This window comes from Vibrio sp. Makdt (assembly GCF_027587015.1).
GTDB lineage: Bacteria > Pseudomonadota > Gammaproteobacteria > Enterobacterales > Vibrionaceae > Vibrio > Vibrio chagasii_B.
Genome location: NZ_JAPPTH010000007.1, coordinates 20495 through 39688, shown reverse-complemented (window position 1 = coordinate 39688; position 19194 = coordinate 20495). Strand labels below are relative to the sequence as shown.

Here is a 19194-nt window from a genome sequence, read left to right as displayed (position 1 = left end):
GATTGCACGATGAATAGACTGGTTCGCTATTACTGGCATCACAAGCTCAAAGGCTCTTCTTATCAGCCTCTGTTTACTGCGCCTGTTCATCAAGAATATGTCTCACTCGATTGTGAAACCACCAGCCTCGACCCTAATCAGGCTGAACTGGTGACCATTGCCGCGACCAAGATCATCGGTAACCGCATCATCACCAGCAACCCCTTCGAAGTGCGGCTACGAGCCCCTCAATCGCTCGATTGCAATTCAATAAAAATCCACCGCATCCGCCATCAAGATCTCAAACACGGAATCGAAGAGAAACAAGCCCTAATTGAACTGCTAAGCTTCATTGGTAATCGTCCTTTAGTCGGCTATCACATCCGCTATGACAAAAAAATTCTCGACCGCGCCTGTTTAAAGCAACTCGGATTTCCGCTGCCTAACCGATTAATCGAAGTGAGCCAACTCTATCAAGACAAACTCGAAAGACAGCTGCCCAATGCCTATTTCGACCTCAGCATGGATGCGATTTGTCGCCAGCTCGACTTACCAATTCCAGTCAATAAACATGATGCATTACAAGATGCTATCTCTGCTGCGCTGATCTTTGTCCGCCTGAAACATGGTGATCTGCCCCGCTTCAACTCTTCGTACACCTAATTCAACCCTTGCAGCTCGACATAGAGAGCAACATCTCAAAAATGAACTTAACTCGCTATTTTGTAAGTGAAAAGCGGCGTCTCATCCTAAAGTCTAATTGTGGAAATCGCCGTCCTAACCGAGAGTGATAACACAAAGACGGTTCTGTAATAGACCTAGAAACTGAACGAACACAAAGGAAGTTGCCAGTTCATTAGGAATGTAGGCACAAGGAGAGATGCAATGAGTGAAGCCCACGTTTATCCGGTAAAAGAAAATATTAAATCAACCACACACGCGGATAATGACACTTACCTAGCCATGTACCAACAATCTGTTTCTGACCCAGAAGGCTTTTGGGGTGAACACGGAAAAATCGTGGATTGGATTAAACCTTTCACGCAAGTAAAAAATACCTCTTTCGACCCAGGCCACATCGATATTCGCTGGTTTGAAGATGGCACGCTTAACGTTTCGGCTAACTGTATTGACCGCCACCTTGCTGAGCGCGGTGATGAAGTCGCAATCATCTGGGAAGGCGATGACCCTGCTGATGATAAAACCCTAACTTTTAATGAACTGCACAAAGAAGTATGTCTGTTCTCTAACGCTCTAAAAGAGCAAGGCGTACGTAAAGGCGATGTGGTTTGTTTATACATGCCTATGGTTCCTGAAGCTGCAGTTGCTATGCTGGCGTGTACTCGTATTGGTGCGGTTCATACCGTGGTATTTGGTGGTTTCTCACCAGAAGCACTGTCAGGTCGTATTATCGATTCGAATGCTAAAGTCGTTATCACTGCCGATGAAGGCGTGCGTGGCGGCCGAGCTGTCCCTCTTAAGAAAAACGTCGACGAAGCACTGACCAACCCAGAAGTGAAAACCATCGAAAAAGTGATGGTGCTTAAGCGTACTGGCGGTGAGGTTGCATGGCATGAGCACCGTGATATTTGGTGGCATGAGGCGACAGCAAACGTGTCAGCAGACTGCCCACCAGAAGAGATGAATGCGGAAGACCCACTATTCATCCTTTATACATCAGGCTCAACAGGCAAACCAAAAGGTGTAATGCACACTACCGGTGGTTACCTTGTTTATGCCGCGATGACCTTTAAATACGTATTTGATTACCAAGAAGGCGAAACCTTCTGGTGTACTGCAGATGTGGGTTGGATTACTGGCCACACATACCTTGTATACGGACCACTGGCTAATGGCGCTAAGACAATCCTGTTTGAAGGCGTGCCAAACTACCCGAACACAAGTCGAATGAGTGAAGTGGTGGATAAGCACCAAGTCAACATTCTTTACACTGCACCAACGGCTATTCGTGCATTGATGGCGAAAGGCAATGAAGCGGTTGAAGGCACATCTCGTGACAGCTTGAGAATCATGGGCTCGGTAGGTGAACCTATTAACCCAGAAGCGTGGGAGTGGTACTACAAAACGATTGGTAACGAGCAGTCTCCTATTGTTGATACATGGTGGCAAACCGAAACGGGCGGTATCCTAATTGCCCCACTACCAGGCGCTACCGACCTAAAACCGGGTTCAGCGACTCGTCCATTCTTCGGTGTACAACCTGCGCTAGTAGATAATATGGGTAACATCATTGAAGGCGCAACCGACGGCAACCTAGTCATTCTAGACTCGTGGCCAGGTCAAATGCGTACTGTTCATGGCGATCATGACCGTTTTGAGCAGACATATTTCTCTACGTTTAAAGGCATGTACTTCACCAGTGATGGCGCTCGTCGTGATGAAGACGGCTACTACTGGATTACTGGTCGTGTTGATGACGTGCTGAACGTATCTGGTCACCGTATGGGTACTGCAGAGATTGAGTCAGCGCTCGTTGCATTCGATAAGATTGCAGAGGCTGCGATTGTCGGTATTCCTCACGACATCAAAGGCCAAGCGATTTACGCTTACATCACGCTTAATGATGGCGAGTTCCCAACCGCAGAGCTTCATAAAGAAGTGAAAGACTGGGTGCGTAAAGAGATAGGCCCTATTGCGACACCAGACGTGCTGCACTGGACCGATTCATTACCGAAAACACGTTCAGGTAAGATCATGCGTCGTATCCTGCGTAAGATCGCAACGGGCGATACTGGCAACCTTGGTGATACTTCAACGCTAGCAGACCCAAGTGTGGTTGATAAGCTGATTGCAGAGAAAGCTGAATTGGCATAATAGCTATCACACCAGAATCACTGTTTAAAACAGATCATTTCCAAACCGTCACCTATGTGGCGGTTTTTTTATGGCTGATCTTGCTCTCAAATATCCATACCACAATTAAGGTAATAACGCTTTTTTGTTAAGTTAGTAACAATTTCACTTGCTATCAATAGGAGATTAGACCAGTAAATTGCTGCGATTTGCGCTGAATTAGCTATAATCTGGTTCTAATTTTTAAATTTGGGTTTTTCTCACTGGAAATTAACCCCAAATTTTCAATAAAATGGCAACATTCACGGTCGTAATCACGATAAAGGAAGATAGCCCCACGATGTCTACAAAGTTTCGCATTCTAGTTTTAAATGGCCCAAACCTTAACCTGTTAGGCCTAAGAGAACCGGCACACTACGGCTCTCAAACACTTGACCAGATTATTAGCTCACTAACAGAGCAAGCGAAAACACAAGATGTTGCGCTATCTCACTTACAGTCAAATCGTGAGTATGAACTGATCGAAGCTATCCATAGTGCATATCAAGATATTGATTTCATTATCATCAACCCAGCGGCCTTTACACATACCAGTGTGGCGTTGCGTGATGCACTACTTGGCGTAGCGATCCCATTTATTGAAGTGCACCTATCGAATGTTCACGCACGTGAACCTTTTAGGCACCACTCTTACCTCTCAGATAAAGCCGAAGGGGTAATCTGTGGCTTAGGCGCACAAGGCTACCAATTTGCTTTGACTGCTGCGATTCACAAGTTGCAGTCAAAATAACGAACATAACCGAACTAATAGACACCAGCTCTAGTCATAGAGCATGGTTAATTAACAAAAGAGAAAGAAACGATGGATATTCGCAAAATCAAAAAGCTAATCGAATTGGTTGAAGAGTCTGGTATCGCAGAACTAGAAATCTCTGAAGGTGAAGAGTCAGTACGCATCAGCCGCAACGGCACTGCACCTGTAGCAGCACCAATTCAATACGCAGCAGCTCCGGCTCCAGCAGCGGCACCAGCTCCTGCAGCAGCACCAGCTCAAGCGGCAGCTCCAGAAGCAGCAGAAGCTCCAGCAGCACCTGCAGGTCACCAAGTTCTTTCTCCAATGGTTGGTACGTTCTACGGCGCACCAAGCCCAGACGCAAAACCATTCGTAAAAGTTGGTCAACAAGTTAACGCTGGCGACACACTATGTATCGTTGAAGCAATGAAGATGATGAACCAAATCGAAGCTGATAAGTCTGGTGTTGTAACTGCAATCCTTGTTGAAGACGGCCAACCAGTTGAGTTCGATCAAGCTCTAGTAATTATCGAATAATAGAGAAGCCTCATTATGTTAGATAAATTAGTAATCGCGAACCGTGGTGAGATTGCACTACGTATTCTGCGAGCATGTAAAGAGCTAGGCATTAAAACGGTTGCTGTTCACTCAACAGCTGACCGTGACCTTAAGCACGTACTGCTAGCAGACGAAACCATTTGTATCGGCCCTGCTCGTGGTATCGATAGCTACCTAAACATCCCTCGTATCATCAGTGCAGCTGAAGTTACAGGCGCTGTTGCTATCCACCCTGGCTACGGCTTCCTATCTGAAAACGCAGACTTCGCTGAACAAGTTGAACAAAGCGGTTTCATTTTCGTTGGTCCTAAAGCAGAAACTATCCGCATCATGGGTGACAAAGTTTCAGCAATCACGGCAATGAAGAAAGCAGGCGTACCTTGTGTACCTGGTTCTGACGGCCCGCTAAACGACGACGAAGCAGCAAACAAAGCACATGCTAAGCGCATTGGCTACCCAGTGATCATCAAAGCGTCTGGCGGCGGCGGTGGTCGTGGTATGCGTGTTGTTCGCACTGAAGGTGAACTAACAGAAGCAATCGCAATGACACGTGCTGAAGCAAAAGCATGTTTCAACAACGACATGGTTTACATGGAGAAATTCCTAGAAAACCCACGTCACGTTGAAGTTCAAGTGATTGCTGACGGTCAAGGCGGTGCTATCCACCTTGGTGAGCGTGACTGTTCAATGCAACGTCGCCACCAAAAAGTTGTTGAAGAAGCGCCAGCTCCAGGTATCACTGAAGAGATGCGTAAGTACATCGGTGAGCGTTGTACTCGTGCATGTCTAGAAATCGGCTACCGCGGTGCAGGAACATTTGAATTCCTATACGAAAATGGCGAATTCTACTTCATCGAAATGAACACTCGTATTCAAGTAGAGCACCCAGTAACAGAGATGGTAACTGGCGTTGACCTAATCAAAGAGCAACTACGTGTTGCTGCTGGTCAACCTCTATCTTTCACGCAAGACGATATCAAGATCAAAGGTCACGCGATCGAATGTCGTATCAACGCGGAAGATCCAGAGAAGTTCCTACCTTCACCAGGTAAGATTGAGCGCTTCCACGCTCCTGGTGGTATGGGCGTTCGTTGGGACTCTCACATCTACACGGGTTACACAGTTCCACCACACTACGATTCAATGATCGGTAAGCTAATCACTTACGGTGAGAACCGTGATGTTGCGATTTCTCGTATGAAGAACGCACTAGGAGAGATGATTGTAGAAGGCATCAAAGTAAACATCTCTCTACAAGAAGCAATCATGAACGACGAAAACTTCCAACACGGTGGTGCAAACATCCACTACCTTGAGAAGAAGCTTGGTCTTCAATAGAAATTAGCCTCGTGTAATTTGTTCTTAAATGAACAAAATAAAATGCTCACTTTGGTGGGCATTTTTTGTTTTTAAGCGTCCAAAAAACGTAATCAATATTCCCCATGATATTCCTTGGGGTTTTGGTGAATTTGCTCATATTTTCTGCTAGACTCGCCATCCAATTTTTCTCATATAGAAGATTCAGCCATGCCTTGGATTCAAATCAAGCTTAATGCTACCAATGAAAATGCCGAACAAATCGGCGACATGTTAATGGAAGAGACTGGTGCTCTTTCTGTAACTTTCCTGGATGCACAAGATACCCCTGTATTTGAGCCTCTGCCGGGTGAAACTCGCCTTTGGGGTGACACTGACATTCTTGCGCTTTACGACGCTGAGATTGATACAGGTGTCGTTCTAGCGCAGATTAAAGCAAGCAACATGTTCCCTGCAGACTTTGCTCATAAAGTTGAGCAAATTGAAGACAAGGATTGGGAACGTGAATGGATGGACAACTTCCACCCAATGAAGTTTGGTGAGCGTTTATGGATCTGCCCTAGCTGGCGCGATATTCCTGAACCTGACGCGGTAAACGTAATGCTAGACCCTGGCCTTGCATTCGGTACCGGTACTCACCCAACAACAGCATTGTGTCTTGAGTGGCTTGAAGGATTAGATCTTACAGGCAAAACCGTCATCGACTTCGGTTGTGGCTCAGGCATCCTAGCGATCGCAGCGATCAAACTAGGCGCAGAAAAAGTTATCGGGATCGACATTGATCCTCAAGCACTACTTGCATCAAAAGATAACGCAGAGCGCAATGGCGTTGCTGAGCAACTTGAGGTGTTCTTACCACAAGATCAGCCTGAAGGTTTACTAGCAGACGTTGTTGTTGCCAACATTCTTGCCGGTCCACTGCGCGATCTTTCAGGCATCATCAAAGGCTTAGTTAAGCCAAATGGTGTGCTGGCGATGTCGGGTGTTTTAGATACACAAGCGGAAGATGTTGCGACTTATTATCGTGATGAGCTTCACATTGATCCGATTATCGAGCAGCAAGAGTGGTGTCGAATCTCTGGTCGCAAGCAAGGCTAGACAAGACTTTGGGTGCTAATTGATTGAATTTTATGCAAATTACAAAAACAAATTGTAAATGCTCAAATATTAGTCTTTTCACGCAGCGAAAAAATGCGTAAAATGCGCGCCCTTGCTGGTACAGAACTGTGATGACGTTTTGAAAATCGGAAATTATCAACTTAAGAACAATCTAATCGTCGCTCCAATGGCTGGCGTAACGGATAGACCATTCCGTGAGTTGTGTCTTCGCTACGGTGCGGGGATGGCAGTCAGTGAAATGATGTCCTCCAATCCAAAGGTTTGGAAAACGTCGAAGTCTCAGCAGCGTATGGTACATGAAGGCGAATCGGGCATTCGTTCAGTACAAATCGCTGGTGCAGATCCACAGCTTATGGCCGAGGCTGCGCAATTCAATGTCGATAACGGTGCGCAAATCATCGATATCAACATGGGTTGTCCAGCCAAAAAAGTGAATAAGAAGCTTGCGGGCTCTGCCCTACTTCAGTATCCAGACCTCATTGAAGAGATCTTGAAAGCTGTGGTAAACGCAGTCGACGTTCCAGTAACGTTAAAGACTCGTACAGGCTGGGATACAGATAACAGAAACTGTGTCCAAATCGCTAAAATAGCCGAAGACTGCGGCATACAGGCACTTGCCCTTCACGGGAGAACTCGCGCTTGTATGTACAAAGGTGAGGCAGAATACAAACACATTAAAGCGGCGAAACAAGCTGTATCTATTCCGGTTATTGCTAACGGTGATATCGATAGCCCGGAAAAAGCTAAGTTTGTGCTGGAGTACACCGGCGCTGACGCTTTGATGATTGGTCGTCCTGCCCAAGGTCGTCCATGGATTTTTAACGAAATCCTACACTATTTGGAAAACGGCACCACGATGGATCCACTCCCGGTTTCGGAAGTGAAAGACATCATGCTTGGCCATGTTCACGCTCTACATGAATTTTATGGAGAGTTTTTAGGCCCTCGCATCGCTCGTAAGCATGTGGGTTGGTACCTAAAAGAGCATGAACAAGCGAGTGAGTTTCGCCGTACCTTCAACGCACTCGAAGCAGGTGATCTGCAGCTTGAGGCGCTAGAAGGTTATTTTGATAACGTTGCACCATAATTACGAGAAGAGCTAGACCGAATATGTTCGAACAAAATCTGACTTCAGAAGCATTGACAGTGACTACAGTAACATCACAAGACCAAATCACGCAGAAACCACTACGTGATTCAGTGAAAGCATCATTGAAAAACTACCTTGCTCAATTAAACGGTCAAGAAGTCAGCGAGTTATACGAACTAGTATTAGCTGAAGTTGAACAGCCACTACTAGACACCATCATGCAGTACACTCGCGGTAACCAAACTCGCGCAGCAACTATGATGGGTATCAACCGCGGTACTCTTCGCAAGAAACTTAAAAAATACGGCATGAACTAATCGTTCTTTCGTAATTAATTGAATTGAAAGCCAAGCTCATTGATTGAGTTTGGCTTTTTTTTGGTTTGTAGATTAGAGAACAGATAAATTGGTACTAATGGATAGGTTACCCATTTACCAGAGCGCCTGTTAGCTGCAGCAGCGCCCTTTTTCAACATTAGCTGAGTCTAACGCTGCCAGAATTGAACAATGGCTAGCATCGTCGTCTATATGGCCACAACACGCATCGTTAATCTTTTTAAGCGCGGTGCGAATCTTGGTTAATTCAGTAATCTTCTCATCGATCATCTCCAACTTGGCAGTGGTGATGGACTTCACTTCGGCACAACTATGTTGTGTTGCTTCTAGGCGAATCTCGAGCAATTCTTTAATCTCATCTAAACTCAGCCCCAACTCTTTGGATTTGAGGATAAAGGTCACCTGTTTTTGGTTATTTTCATCATATAGGCGATAACCCGATTCACTACGGCTCGCTGGTGCAATCAAATTATTTTTTTCGTAGAAGCGCAAGGTATCGGCTGTCACACCGCATCGTTTCGCCAATTCACCGATCTGAAACATGTTTTTCCCTATTCCTTCATCCATTTCACAATTAACCTTATCGTTACTTTTTAGGCTGAAATGGCACTTTTCATAATTATTTTTGAGATGCCAAACGATTGCGCGAGCTTTTTTGTAATAAATTAGTTAGAATCTGCGCCATCAAATTTGGAGTTGGTTATCTTATAGCTTAATCGTAAGACTAACCTCAAAGGTCTTTACCAAAACTGGCCAATATTTTATCTCTTACTGGAATCTAAAATAATCCACGTTGAGAAGATAGAAACAAGTTCTTTTTTGGCAAATATCTTTATTTTAACCCCATGAATTTGAGGAAGATGGAAGCATGAATAACGCTCGTCCAATTCGCCGCGCTCTAATCAGCGTATCAGACAAAACTGGTATCGTTGAATTTGCACAAGCTCTTGCTAACCGTGGTGTAGATATCCTATCTACCGGTGGCACTGCTCGCCTGCTTGCTGAAAAAGGCATCTCTGTTACAGAAGTATCTGACTACACTGGTTTCCCAGAAATGATGGACGGCCGTGTTAAGACTCTGCATCCAAAAGTTCATGGTGGTGTCCTAGGCCGTCGCGGCCAAGACGATGACGTGATGGAAACTCACGGTATCAACCCTATCGATATGGTTGTTGTAAACCTATACCCATTCGCAGAAACCGTTGCTAAAGAAGGCTGTACGCTTGCTGATGCCGTTGAGAACATCGACATCGGTGGTCCAACAATGGTTCGCTCTGCAGCGAAAAACCACAAAGACGTAACTATCGTTGTGAACGCTCACGACTACGACCGCGTTATCGCTGAAATGGACGCGAACGAGAAGTCTCTAACACTAGAAACGCGCTTCGACCTAGCTATCGCAGCTTTTGAGCACACAGCTTCTTACGACGGCATGATCGCAAACTACTTCGGCACTATGGTTCCATCTTACGGTGAGAACAAGGAAGGTGATGAAGAGTCTAAGTTCCCTCGCACGTTCAACCAACAGTTCGAGAAAAAACAAGACATGCGCTACGGTGAGAACAGCCACCAAGCGGCAGCATTCTACGTTGAAGCAAACCCTGAAGAAGCGTCTGTTTCTACTGCTCGCCAAATCCAAGGTAAAGCACTTTCTTACAACAACATCGCTGACACTGACGCAGCACTTGAGTGTGTGAAAGAGTTCGATGAGCCAGCATGTGTGATCGTTAAGCACGCTAACCCATGTGGTGTAGCACTAGGTGAAGACATCCTAGAAGCTTACGACCGTGCATTCAAAACAGACCCAACGTCTGCATTTGGCGGCATCATCGCATTCAACCGTGAGCTAGACGCAGCAACAGCAACCGCTATTACTGAGCGTCAATTCGTTGAAGTTATCATTGCTCCTTCTGTTTCTGCTGAAGCAGTAGAAATCGTAGCGGCTAAGAAAAACCTTCGCCTACTTGAGTGTGGTGAGTGGACAACTAAGACGACTGGCTTTGACGTGAAACGCGTTAACGGCGGCCTACTGGTTCAAGACCGCGACCAAGGCATGGTGTCTGAAGATGACCTTAAAGTGGTTTCTAAGCGTCAACCAACCGCTGAAGAGCTAAAAGATGCCCTATTCTGCTGGAAAGTAGCGAAGTACGTGAAATCTAACGCGATCGTTTACTCGAAAGGCGACATGACTATCGGTGTGGGCGCAGGCCAAATGAGCCGTGTTTACTCTGCGAAAATCGCAGGCATCAAAGCTGCAGACGAAGGTCTACAGGTTGAAGGTTGTGTGATGGCATCAGATGCATTCTTCCCATTCCGTGACGGTATCGACGCGGCGGCAGAAGCGGGCATCAAGTGTGTTATCCAACCAGGCGGCTCTATGCGTGATGACGAAGTTATCGCAGCAGCAGACGAGCACGGCATGGCGATGATCTTTACTGGCATGCGTCACTTCCGCCACTAATTTCCTCTTCGTATTTGGCACTGTGGCGTCGTTAGCTGCTTTCGCCCACCCCGGTCACATAGCGAGCTATGTGACCGGGGATGGGCTCAATTGCTGCCTAGCCACATCACCAACTACTTTGAGCAAAACTTATAATTTTGTTTTTTTAAATATTCCGATATTTGAAATACGTAGAGCAAGTCAGTGACTTTAGTTCAAGGTAAACACGCGGAGCTTATGACTATAAGTGAGCATGTTTGACACAGAAATAAAGATTCTGAAGCAGCTATAAGGATTTTAAAACATGAATGTATTGATTATTGGTGCCGGCGGTCGTGAGCATGCACTAGGTTGGAAAGCAGCACAAAACCCAAACGTTGAAACAGTATTCATCGCTCCAGGTAACGCAGGTACTGCACTTGAGCCAAAGCTTGAGAACGTAAACATCGGTGTTGAAGACATCGCTGGTTTAGTGGCGTTTGCTCAAGAGAAAAAAATCGAACTGACTATCGTTGGCCCTGAAGCGCCATTGGTTATTGGTGTGGTTGACGCGTTCCGCGAAGTGGGTTTGCCTATCTTTGGTCCAACTCAAGCAGCAGCACAGCTGGAAGGCTCTAAAGCATTCACTAAAGACTTCCTAGCTCGTCACGACATCCCAACAGGTTCTTACGCGAACTTCACTGAGATTGAGCCAGCTATCGCTTACGTTCGTGAGCAAGGAGCACCAATCGTAGTTAAAGCTGACGGCCTTGCGGCTGGTAAAGGCGTTATCGTTGCGATGACTCTTGAAGAAGCAGAAGACGCAATCAAAGATATGCTAGCAGGCAACGCATTTGGCGAAGCAGGCAGCCGCGTGGTTATCGAAGAGTTCCTTGAAGGCGAAGAAGCAAGCTTCATCGTGATGGTTGACGGCTCTAGCGTTCTACCTATGGCCACCAGCCAAGACCACAAACGTGTTGGCGACAAAGACACTGGCCCTAACACGGGCGGCATGGGTGCTTATTCTCCGGCTCCTGTAGTAACGCCAGAGATCCACAACCGTATCCTTGAAGAAGTTATCTACCCAACGGTACGTGGCATGGATGCAGAAGGCGCACCTTACACTGGTTTCCTTTACGCAGGCCTAATGATCGATGCTGACGGCACTCCGAAAGTTATCGAATACAACTGCCGCTTCGGCGATCCAGAAACGCAACCTATCATGATGCGCATGGAGTCAGACCTTGTTGAGCTTTGCCTAATGGCTATCGACGAGAAACTAGACCAAGCTGAGTCTAAGTGGGATCCACGCGCTTCAATTGGTGTTGTTCTTGCAGCTGGCGGCTACCCTGCTGACTACGCAAAAGGTGACGTAATTTCACTACCAACAAGCGAAGTTGAAGGCCAAAAGGTTTTCCACGCAGGAACTGCAAATAACGAAGCTGGCGACGTGGTGACAAACGGTGGTCGTGTACTTTGTGCAACAGCACTGGGTAACACAGTTTCTGAAGCTCAGGAGCGCGCATACGCGTTAACGAAGCAAGTGAGCTGGAATGGTATGTTCCACCGCAATGACATTGGTTACCGTGCGATTGCGCGCGAGCAAGAGCAGTAATCAAGATTGTCACTCGCTTACTATCCAATAACAGTAAGTAAATGACAGCAGCGAAGAACGAAAAAGGCGCCTTAGTGGGCGCCTTTTTTATTGTCCAACGTACACATGTACAGACTAAAGAGCATTTGGCCTACAGTAGGCCAAATGCTCTTAATGATTTATTCGCTGCTCTTCAGCAATGATGGTCTTACGACACAATCGTGGCTTTCTTCCGCTAACATCAATAGCTCTTCTACAGTGATTTTTCCGAGTGAATCACTACCAAGAAACGCAGCATAGCTTTCTACTGACGCTAAGCGATTAATCACAAAGTTTGGTAAGGCTTGATTAATATCGATACTTGAAAACTCTTTACCCGAGCAAGTTTCGAAAGATTGACCATTCCAATAGCCTTGGATCAACTTGAAGCCTTCGTCATTCTGCTTAGCCGTGGTATCTAAGGTCTGTGAGGCTTCATTCTTGTAAGTTTCAAGCTGCTTAGCGCGGATTGGTAGGATTTTACCGTCAATCCGGTACTGCTGATACACAGCTTCGCCTGATTTGTTGAAACGTACATGAACCCGAAATGGAGCCAGTTCATTTGATGCGTTGCGCTGCTCACCTTCACGAATAAATTCACGAAGCACACCATCCGACCATGCATAGTCAGTTTGATACCAGCCATAATCACCCATAGTGACGTAGTCTGCTGAAGTATGAGGTTGTGTGAGCTTGTTAGTCACCCAGTAGAAACTTGTCGCGTCGCCCATGACTTGGCCGCCGGTGTAGGTTTCAAATTGCTCTAGGTTTTTGCGAGGGCTTGTTGAAGAACAGCCAATAAGAAATGTAGATAACAGTGAAACGAGAAGAAATGCTTTTTTCATAAAAACCTGTACCGAGGTGGAATACGACTACCTCGGTACAGTTTAGATTATTTCACTGAATCTTTCAGCGCTTTACCTGCAACAAATGCTGGAACGTTTGCAGCAGCGATTTGGATCTCATCACCAGTTTTTGGGTTACGACCAGTGCGAGCTGCACGGTGGTTTACTTTAAAAGTACCAAAACCAATTAGCTGAACTTGATCGCCATCTTTAAGAGCATCTGTTACACCACCAAGAGTCGCTTCTAGAGCAGCTTTAGCTTGTGCTTTAGAAAGGTCCGCTTTTTCAGCAATAAAGTCGATTAATTGAGTCTTGTTCATTTTAGGTTTCCCTTCTTTGTATTTTTGAATTCAATTCACTCTAAAACATAAATGCCCCATCTGGCAAAGGTTTGTCGTCGATCTTTGACTCTAATGCCGTAGTTTTAGCCATAATATGAGTAATAACTCACAATTTGTTACTGATTTATTTAAGCAAGCCCTTGTTTAAAAGGGGCTGAGCGCAAAATTAATGATGACCTAGCCACTACTTTTTCTCTATAATCCACGCTGAATCGCTGATAAAGCGTACAATTTAATTTAAGGGCAAACATGCTGCTGCTAACTATTTACGTCTCCATCGCCATTGGAGTTTCTTTCATTTGTTCTGTTTTGGAAGCTGTACTTTTGAGTATTAGTCCGAGCTACATCGCTCAACTAAAACAAAATGGGCATCCTGCAGCAGAGTCATTAGACAAACTGAAAACAGACATCGACCGCCCACTGGCGTCAATTTTAACGCTTAACACCATCGCGCATACAATCGGTGCTGCGACAGCAGGTGCACAAGCGGCGGTGGTTTTTGGTAGCCAATGGCTAGGTGTATTCTCTGCCGTGCTAACTCTAGGTATTTTGGTACTGTCTGAGATTGTTCCAAAAACCATTGGTGCAACTTACTGGCGTCAACTTGCGCCAGCATCGGCGAGCGTGCTTCGTTGGATGGTGTTCTTCCTAACACCGTTTGTTTGGTTCTCTGAGCAGATCACTAAGCGCCTAGCTCGTGGTCACGAAGCACCAAAAATGCGTGATGAATTGTCTGCGATGGCGATTTTGGCAAAAGAGAGTGGTGAATTTGCAGAAGGCGAATCGAAAATCCTAAGCAACCTACTTGGCATTCAAGATGTACCTGTGACGCAAGTAATGACACCACGACCAGTAGTATTCCGTGTCGATGCTGAGATGAGTATCAATCAGTTCCTAGCGGATCATAAAGATACGCCATTCTCACGTCCGTTGGTTTACAGCGAGCAGAGTGACAACATCATCGGTTTTGTGCACCGCTTAGAGCTGTTTAGGCTTCAACAAGCTGGCAGCGGAGAGAAATCTCTAGGTGACGTGATGCGCCCTATTCATGTATTACTGAACAACTTGCCGTTACCAAAAGCGTTTGACCAAATGATGGCTCAACGTTTACAGCTATCTCTCGTGGTTGATGAGTACGGCACAATCCAAGGCATCATTACCCTAGAAGATATCTTTGAACACCTTGTTGGCGAAGAGATCGTTGACGAAGCGGATAAGACGACCGACATGCAGGAACTGGCATTTCAGCGTTGGGAAAAGTGGAAAGAGACCCACGGTGTGATCGAAAACCGCGACGAAGAAGACGAGCTAGAGCAAGAAGCTACAGCAGAAGACGATAACTCAGATTCAAAACCAGCGGATGAAGAGCACACGTCAAAAGCAGATAAAAAAGACGCTTAATCGTAATTTGCTATCAATAGATACAACAAAGGCTCCCAAGGGAGCCTTTGTTTTTATTCGTACTTTGGTGCGATGTTGAATTACAAAGCAACACCAATGTTACTAACGGGTTCTTCACGCAGTTCATGACGTAGGTCTTTAATCAACTCGATGTCACGCTCCGTCGTTTCACGCAATGGTCGGAAGATAGCCCACTGAACGTCCCACTCTTCACATACCGCTTCGTTTTCTTTCTGGTTTTCGTTAGTCACTTCTTCAGCACCCTGAGCAAACTCAAGCTCAGCAACCGTCTTCACCGACTGTTGGCTCACTTTAATCACAGCTTCAAACATGTGCTCGCGGTCAAGCAGGCCATGAACAAGCGTTGCCAAACCTTGGCAAGCGTCCATTGCAGGGTAAACACCATAGAAGTCAAAATCGTCTGCGCTAGGGAAAAGCTCTTCAACTTTCTCTAATTGGCGTTCAAAGTTCACCTTTGCCGTTTTTACCGTTAGGATTTCCCAAATGCTATCCAAAACATCACGATAGATGCGAGCTTCGGCAAATTCTGTATTCTCACAAAACATGGCATAGTTAGGGTACATACGCTCACACAGACACGCCATAAAGGTAATTTGTTGCCAAGGTTCTAACTTTTCAAGACGAACCTGCAGTGGATTCTGAAGCATAGTCACTCAATAATTGCAGAAAAAGACAGCGAAAGTGTACTTGATAAACTCTGGGGGGAAAAGGTAAGCCGATGAACAATTTTACGAATAAGCTCTATATTATGACTGAGCATGACGATACCTATACGCAACTGATTCTAAACCGGGATTTACCCGACCTAGAAATCACTCAAAACCCCGAGTTAGCTGAGATTATATTAGGGTCGCCTCCCCTGATAGCCGAGCGTCTTAACGAGTTTAAAGCGCTTGAGTGGGTACAAAGCACCTACGCTGGCATCAATAAGCTCACTCAACCAGAACTTCGTCAGGATTACACGCTAACCAATGTAAAAGGTATCTACGGCCCTGCTATCGCGGAGTACGTTTTAGGTTACGCAATCAGCCACTTTAGACACTTTCCTCACTACCACCAGCAACAACAGCAACGAAACTGGCAGCCACAGCTTTATTCTAGCCTAACTGACAAAACTATGGTGATTTTAGGCACAGGGTCTATCGGCAGCCATTTAGCAAAAACCGCTGCGGCGTTTGGCATTCATACCATTGGTGTCAACCGTACTGGTATCCCATCGAAGCAAGAAACCTTTAAAGACACTTTCCATATCAATGAACTTGAGGCGGCTCTCAAGCAAGCAGACATTGTGGTCAACACCTTGCCATCGACCGCTGAAACCTATCAACTGCTCAACCAAACGACCCTTGGTTATTGTTCTAACGTACTGCTATTTAATGTTGGCAGAGGCGAAAGCATCGACAACAAAGCGCTGTTGCTGGCGATTAAAAACCGTTGGGTTGAGCATGCATTTCTTGATGTGTTTGAAAGCGAGCCCCTTTCGCAAGATCACCCTTTCTGGAAGCTACCACAAGTCTCCATTACGCCACATATCGCTGCACTCAGTGAACCGAGACAAGTGGTAGAGATCTTTGCTGAGAATTACCAACAGTGGCGAGATGGCTTTACCCTAAACCATGTCATTGATTTTGATAAAGGCTACTGATGTCCTCTTCACTACTTAAAGAGATACGACAATGCACTGCGTGTGAGCCTCATCTCTCACACGGTGCCAACCCTGTCATTCAAGCACATCCAAACGCGCGCTTGTTGATCATTGGTCAAGCGCCGGGTATCAAGGTGCATGAGTCATCCATCCCATGGAATGATGCCAGTGGGGAAAGATTAAGAGAGTGGCTAGGGATAGGCAGCGATACCTTTTATGACGAACAAAAGGTCGCGATTGTGCCTATGGGTTTCTGCTACCCAGGTAAAGGAAAGAGTGGCGATCTACCACCACGCAAGGAGTGCGCAGAGCTCTGGCATAAGAAAGTACTGCAATCACTGCCCAATATTCAAATGACACTTTTGATTGGTCAGTATGCGCAAAACTATTACTTGAAGCAAAGAACCACCAATACACTGACAGAGACCGTCAAAAACTGGCAGGCTTGGGCACCAGAGTTTTTACCACTTCCCCACCCTTCACCACGTAATAATATCTGGCTCGAGAAGAACCCGTGGTTTGAAACTGAGGTTATTCCTTACATCCGCAAACACATCTCAGAACATTTGGCCTACCATGATCCAAATGCCTAATGAACTGCACACAACCGAAATTAAACGAGTATAGAATTACCAATCTGAAGGCAATAAAAAAGCGCTGCTGGTTACCCAGCAGCGCTTTCAATTATCTTACTCAGAACTACTTATGGTAAGGCTTAGACAGTTCGTGAACAGCGTCAACGAACACACCAGCGTTTTCTGGCGGCACATCTAAGTGAATACCGTGGCCTAGGTTAAATACGTGGCCAGTACCCGCATCACCAAAGCCTTCAAGGATAGTCGATACTTCTTCACGGATACGCTCTGGAGAAGCATAAAGCATTGAAGGATCCATGTTACCTTGCAGAGCAACCTTATCACCCACACGCTTAACTGCGTCTTGGATGTTGATAGTCCAGTCTAGGCCAACTGCATCACAGCCCGTTGCTGCGATCTGCTCTAGCCACATGCCACCGTTCTTAGTGAATAGTGTTACTGGTACACGACGACCATCGTTTTCACGGATCAGACCGTCAACGATTTTGTGCATGTATTGCAGTGAGAATAGGTTGTAATCACGAGGAGTCAGTACACCACCCCATGTATCAAATACCATCACCGATTGAGCACCCGCTTTGATTTGCGCGTTTAGGTATTCGATGACACTGTCAGCCAGCTTATCTAGAAGTAGGTGCAGCGTTTGTGGTTCTGCGTACATCATCTTCTTGATCTTAGTGAACGCTTTAGAGCTTCCACCTTCAACCATGTAAGTCGCTAGAGTCCATGGGCTACCAGAGAAACCAATCAGTGGCACTTCGCCTTTCAGATCTTTACGGATCTGACGTACTGCGTTCATTACGTATTGAAGCTCACCTTCTGGATCTGGCAGGCCAATTTTTTCTACGTCAGCTTTACACGTGATAGGACGCTCAAACTTAGGACCTTCACCTGTTTCAAAGTACAAACCTAGGCCCATAGCATCAGGGATCGTTAGGATGTCAGAGAACAAGATTGCCGCATCAAGCGGGAAACGACGTAAAGGTTGAAGGGTTACTTCTGATGCAAGTTCCGCGTTTTTGCACAAAGACATGAAGTCGCCTGCTTCAGCACGCGTTGCTTTGTACTCTGGAAGATAGCGGCCAGCTTGGCGCATCATCCATACCGGCGTGTAATCAACAGGCTGCTTTAAAAGTGCGCGTAAATAGCGATCGTTCTTTAATTCGGTCATTCCGTTAAATTCCAATTCAATCTTGTCTAGTTTTGATAGCAAGTATTCTAACACTGATTGAGGGGTAAAAGCTGTGTGCTTTGCAACCTAGATCAAGTTATTAACTTTTAAATCAATGCTTAATTTGCACCCAATTAAGGGAGCATGTTAAAAATTTGTTCGCTAGCGAAAATTACAATTATAACACCTGAGTAGTCACTACTCAGCATCTCATAACGACATCTTACTTACCCCCTCCACTTGTGGAGGGTTTTTTTTAGCTTTTGACCACCCATAGGCCAAATACTACTGTAGGCAATTTAGTGCTCCAATGCTTGTTTAGCTGCGCCTGCTTTAATCACGTCATCAACCGTTTTCTCTATCAGTTGTCTAGCAATGGTGCCCACTGGCGCCACATCTGGCAGAGTCGTCACGTCAAACCATTGCGCGTCAGATAGCTCGCTATAATCTGGCTTGAGCGTTCCACCAGCATAGTCAGCAAGAAATCCCATCATCATACTCGACGGGAATGCCCAAGGTTGACTGCCAAAGTAGCGAACATTCCCTACATCAATCCCCGTTTCTTCTTTCACTTCGCGTGCTACGCACTGTTCTAAGGTCTCTCCGACCTCTAGAAAGCCCGCTATAACGGTATACATGCCCGTTTTATGTCTTGGGTGCTGCGCGAGTAATATCTTGTTGTCGTTTCGTACAGCGACAATGATGCATGGGAAAATGCGCGGGTAATGCAGTGTACGACAGTCTCCACACTGCATCGCCACTTGATTGTGGTTTAGGTGATTGCGACCACCACACTGCGGGCAGAAACGCATGCTCTGGGTCATATGGCCATATTGGATGGCTTTACTTGCAGTAAGAAAACTCGATTCAGGCCAGTGCAATAACTCTCTTAGGTTGACCATCGTCAGCTCGCGCTCAACATCACAGTCGTTCAACCAATACACTTTGCGACCTTGATGCTGACCAATGTAGATTGCGTGCTCAACACTGAGCCCAAGTTCATCAGCGGAGCCGAAAGGAAACTGGTCATTATCGACCCAAATATCACTACCGGAAACGACGCACCAATAAGCTTGCTCTGTCATTTTCTTATCACTTTTTTTTAACATCCCTATGC

19 protein-coding genes are annotated in these 19194 nt (G+C 45.9%); 13 read left to right on the top strand and 6 right to left on the bottom strand.

Annotation, left to right across the window (positions count from 1 at the left end):
* Positions 1–9 precede the first annotated feature (9 nt).
* From OH460_RS10710 to fis, 8 genes are all read left to right on the top strand, one after another.
* On the top strand, positions 10–642 hold the full coding sequence (locus tag OH460_RS10710; protein ID WP_269997030.1) for a 3'-5' exonuclease: 633 nt from the start codon (positions 10–12) through the stop codon (positions 640–642).
* Positions 643–864: 222 nt separating this feature from the next.
* The gene (gene acs, locus OH460_RS10705; RefSeq protein ID WP_061033585.1) at positions 865–2814 is read left to right on the top strand and encodes an acetate--CoA ligase; all 1950 of its coding nucleotides are present in this window, start codon (positions 865–867) and stop codon (positions 2812–2814) included.
* A 319-nt stretch (positions 2815–3133) separates the two neighbouring features.
* Positions 3134–3583: a type II 3-dehydroquinate dehydratase gene (gene aroQ, locus OH460_RS10700; RefSeq protein ID WP_008219552.1), complete on the top strand. Its 450-nt coding sequence runs from the start codon at positions 3134–3136 to the stop codon at positions 3581–3583.
* Positions 3584–3655: 72 nt separating this feature from the next.
* A complete protein-coding gene (gene accB / locus OH460_RS10695) occupies positions 3656–4123 on the top strand; it encodes an acetyl-CoA carboxylase biotin carboxyl carrier protein (protein WP_061033584.1) in 468 nt (155 codons plus the stop codon).
* A gap of 15 nt (positions 4124–4138) precedes the next feature.
* Positions 4139–5482, top strand: coding sequence for an acetyl-CoA carboxylase biotin carboxylase subunit (gene accC, locus OH460_RS10690; RefSeq protein ID WP_008219548.1), 1344 nt, complete (start codon positions 4139–4141; stop codon positions 5480–5482).
* Between the two features lie 189 nt (positions 5483–5671).
* Complete coding sequence (gene prmA, locus OH460_RS10685) at positions 5672–6559, top strand: 50S ribosomal protein L11 methyltransferase (RefSeq protein WP_008219546.1); 888 nt, start codon at positions 5672–5674, stop codon at positions 6557–6559.
* Between the two features lie 139 nt (positions 6560–6698).
* Positions 6699–7667 (top strand): tRNA dihydrouridine synthase DusB, encoded by a 969-nt coding sequence (gene dusB / locus OH460_RS10680; protein WP_008219544.1) that lies wholly within the window; start codon positions 6699–6701, stop codon positions 7665–7667.
* A gap of 23 nt (positions 7668–7690) precedes the next feature.
* Positions 7691–7987 carry a DNA-binding transcriptional regulator Fis gene (gene fis / locus OH460_RS10675; protein ID WP_004729744.1) on the top strand — a complete coding sequence of 99 codons (297 nt, stop codon included), beginning with the start codon at positions 7691–7693 and terminating at the stop codon, positions 7985–7987.
* Between the two features lie 129 nt (positions 7988–8116).
* Here fis and zntR read toward each other — a convergent pair whose 3' ends face one another.
* A complete protein-coding gene (zntR, locus tag OH460_RS10670) occupies positions 8117–8548 on the bottom strand; it encodes a Zn(2+)-responsive transcriptional regulator (RefSeq protein WP_008219537.1) in 432 nt (143 codons plus the stop codon).
* A 325-nt stretch (positions 8549–8873) separates the two neighbouring features.
* Here zntR and purH point away from each other — a divergent pair, with 325 nt between their 5' ends.
* Together purH and purD are read left to right on the top strand one after the other, a co-directional pair.
* Positions 8874–10466, top strand: coding sequence for a bifunctional phosphoribosylaminoimidazolecarboxamide formyltransferase/IMP cyclohydrolase (gene purH / locus OH460_RS10665; protein ID WP_004737088.1), 1593 nt, complete (start codon positions 8874–8876; stop codon positions 10464–10466).
* Between the two features lie 283 nt (positions 10467–10749).
* Positions 10750–12039, top strand: a complete 1290-nt coding sequence (gene purD / locus OH460_RS10660) for a phosphoribosylamine--glycine ligase (protein ID WP_116871566.1) — start codon at positions 10750–10752, stop codon at positions 12037–12039.
* Positions 12040–12197: 158 nt separating this feature from the next.
* On the opposite strand, the gene OH460_RS10655 is transcribed toward purD, so the two are convergent.
* Both OH460_RS10655 and hupA read right to left on the bottom strand, forming a co-directional pair.
* Positions 12198–12902: a DUF1481 domain-containing protein gene (locus OH460_RS10655; protein ID WP_239931104.1), complete on the bottom strand. Its 705-nt coding sequence runs from the start codon at positions 12900–12902 to the stop codon at positions 12198–12200.
* A 47-nt stretch (positions 12903–12949) separates the two neighbouring features.
* Positions 12950–13222: a nucleoid-associated protein HU-alpha gene (hupA, locus tag OH460_RS10650; protein ID WP_004729753.1), complete on the bottom strand. Its 273-nt coding sequence runs from the start codon at positions 13220–13222 to the stop codon at positions 12950–12952.
* A gap of 270 nt (positions 13223–13492) precedes the next feature.
* Between hupA and OH460_RS10645 the strand changes: the two genes are divergently transcribed.
* Positions 13493–14644 carry a CNNM domain-containing protein gene (locus OH460_RS10645; protein ID WP_269997029.1) on the top strand — a complete coding sequence of 384 codons (1152 nt, stop codon included), beginning with the start codon at positions 13493–13495 and terminating at the stop codon, positions 14642–14644.
* 80 nt (positions 14645–14724) lie between these two features.
* On the opposite strand, the gene OH460_RS10640 is transcribed toward OH460_RS10645, so the two are convergent.
* Positions 14725–15312, bottom strand: coding sequence for a YjaG family protein (locus tag OH460_RS10640; RefSeq protein ID WP_061033578.1), 588 nt, complete (start codon positions 15310–15312; stop codon positions 14725–14727).
* Between the two features lie 71 nt (positions 15313–15383).
* On the opposite strand from OH460_RS10640, the gene OH460_RS10635 reads away from it, so the two are divergent.
* Together OH460_RS10635 and OH460_RS10630 are read left to right on the top strand one after the other, a co-directional pair.
* Positions 15384–16310, top strand: coding sequence for a D-2-hydroxyacid dehydrogenase (locus OH460_RS10635; protein ID WP_269997028.1), 927 nt, complete (start codon positions 15384–15386; stop codon positions 16308–16310).
* Positions 16310–16903: a uracil-DNA glycosylase family protein gene (locus OH460_RS10630; RefSeq protein WP_269997027.1), complete on the top strand. Its 594-nt coding sequence runs from the start codon at positions 16310–16312 to the stop codon at positions 16901–16903. The genes OH460_RS10635 and OH460_RS10630 overlap by 1 nt, the downstream gene beginning before the upstream one ends.
* A gap of 106 nt (positions 16904–17009) precedes the next feature.
* Here the strand turns inward: OH460_RS10630 and hemE are convergent, their stop codons facing one another.
* Together hemE and nudC are read right to left on the bottom strand one after the other, a co-directional pair.
* Positions 17010–18077 carry a uroporphyrinogen decarboxylase gene (hemE, locus tag OH460_RS10625; RefSeq protein ID WP_061034321.1) on the bottom strand — a complete coding sequence of 356 codons (1068 nt, stop codon included), beginning with the start codon at positions 18075–18077 and terminating at the stop codon, positions 17010–17012.
* Between the two features lie 299 nt (positions 18078–18376).
* On the bottom strand, positions 18377–19186 hold the full coding sequence (gene nudC, locus OH460_RS10620) for an NAD(+) diphosphatase (protein WP_269997026.1): 810 nt from the start codon (positions 19184–19186) through the stop codon (positions 18377–18379).
* Between the last annotated feature and the right edge of the window lie 8 nt (positions 19187–19194).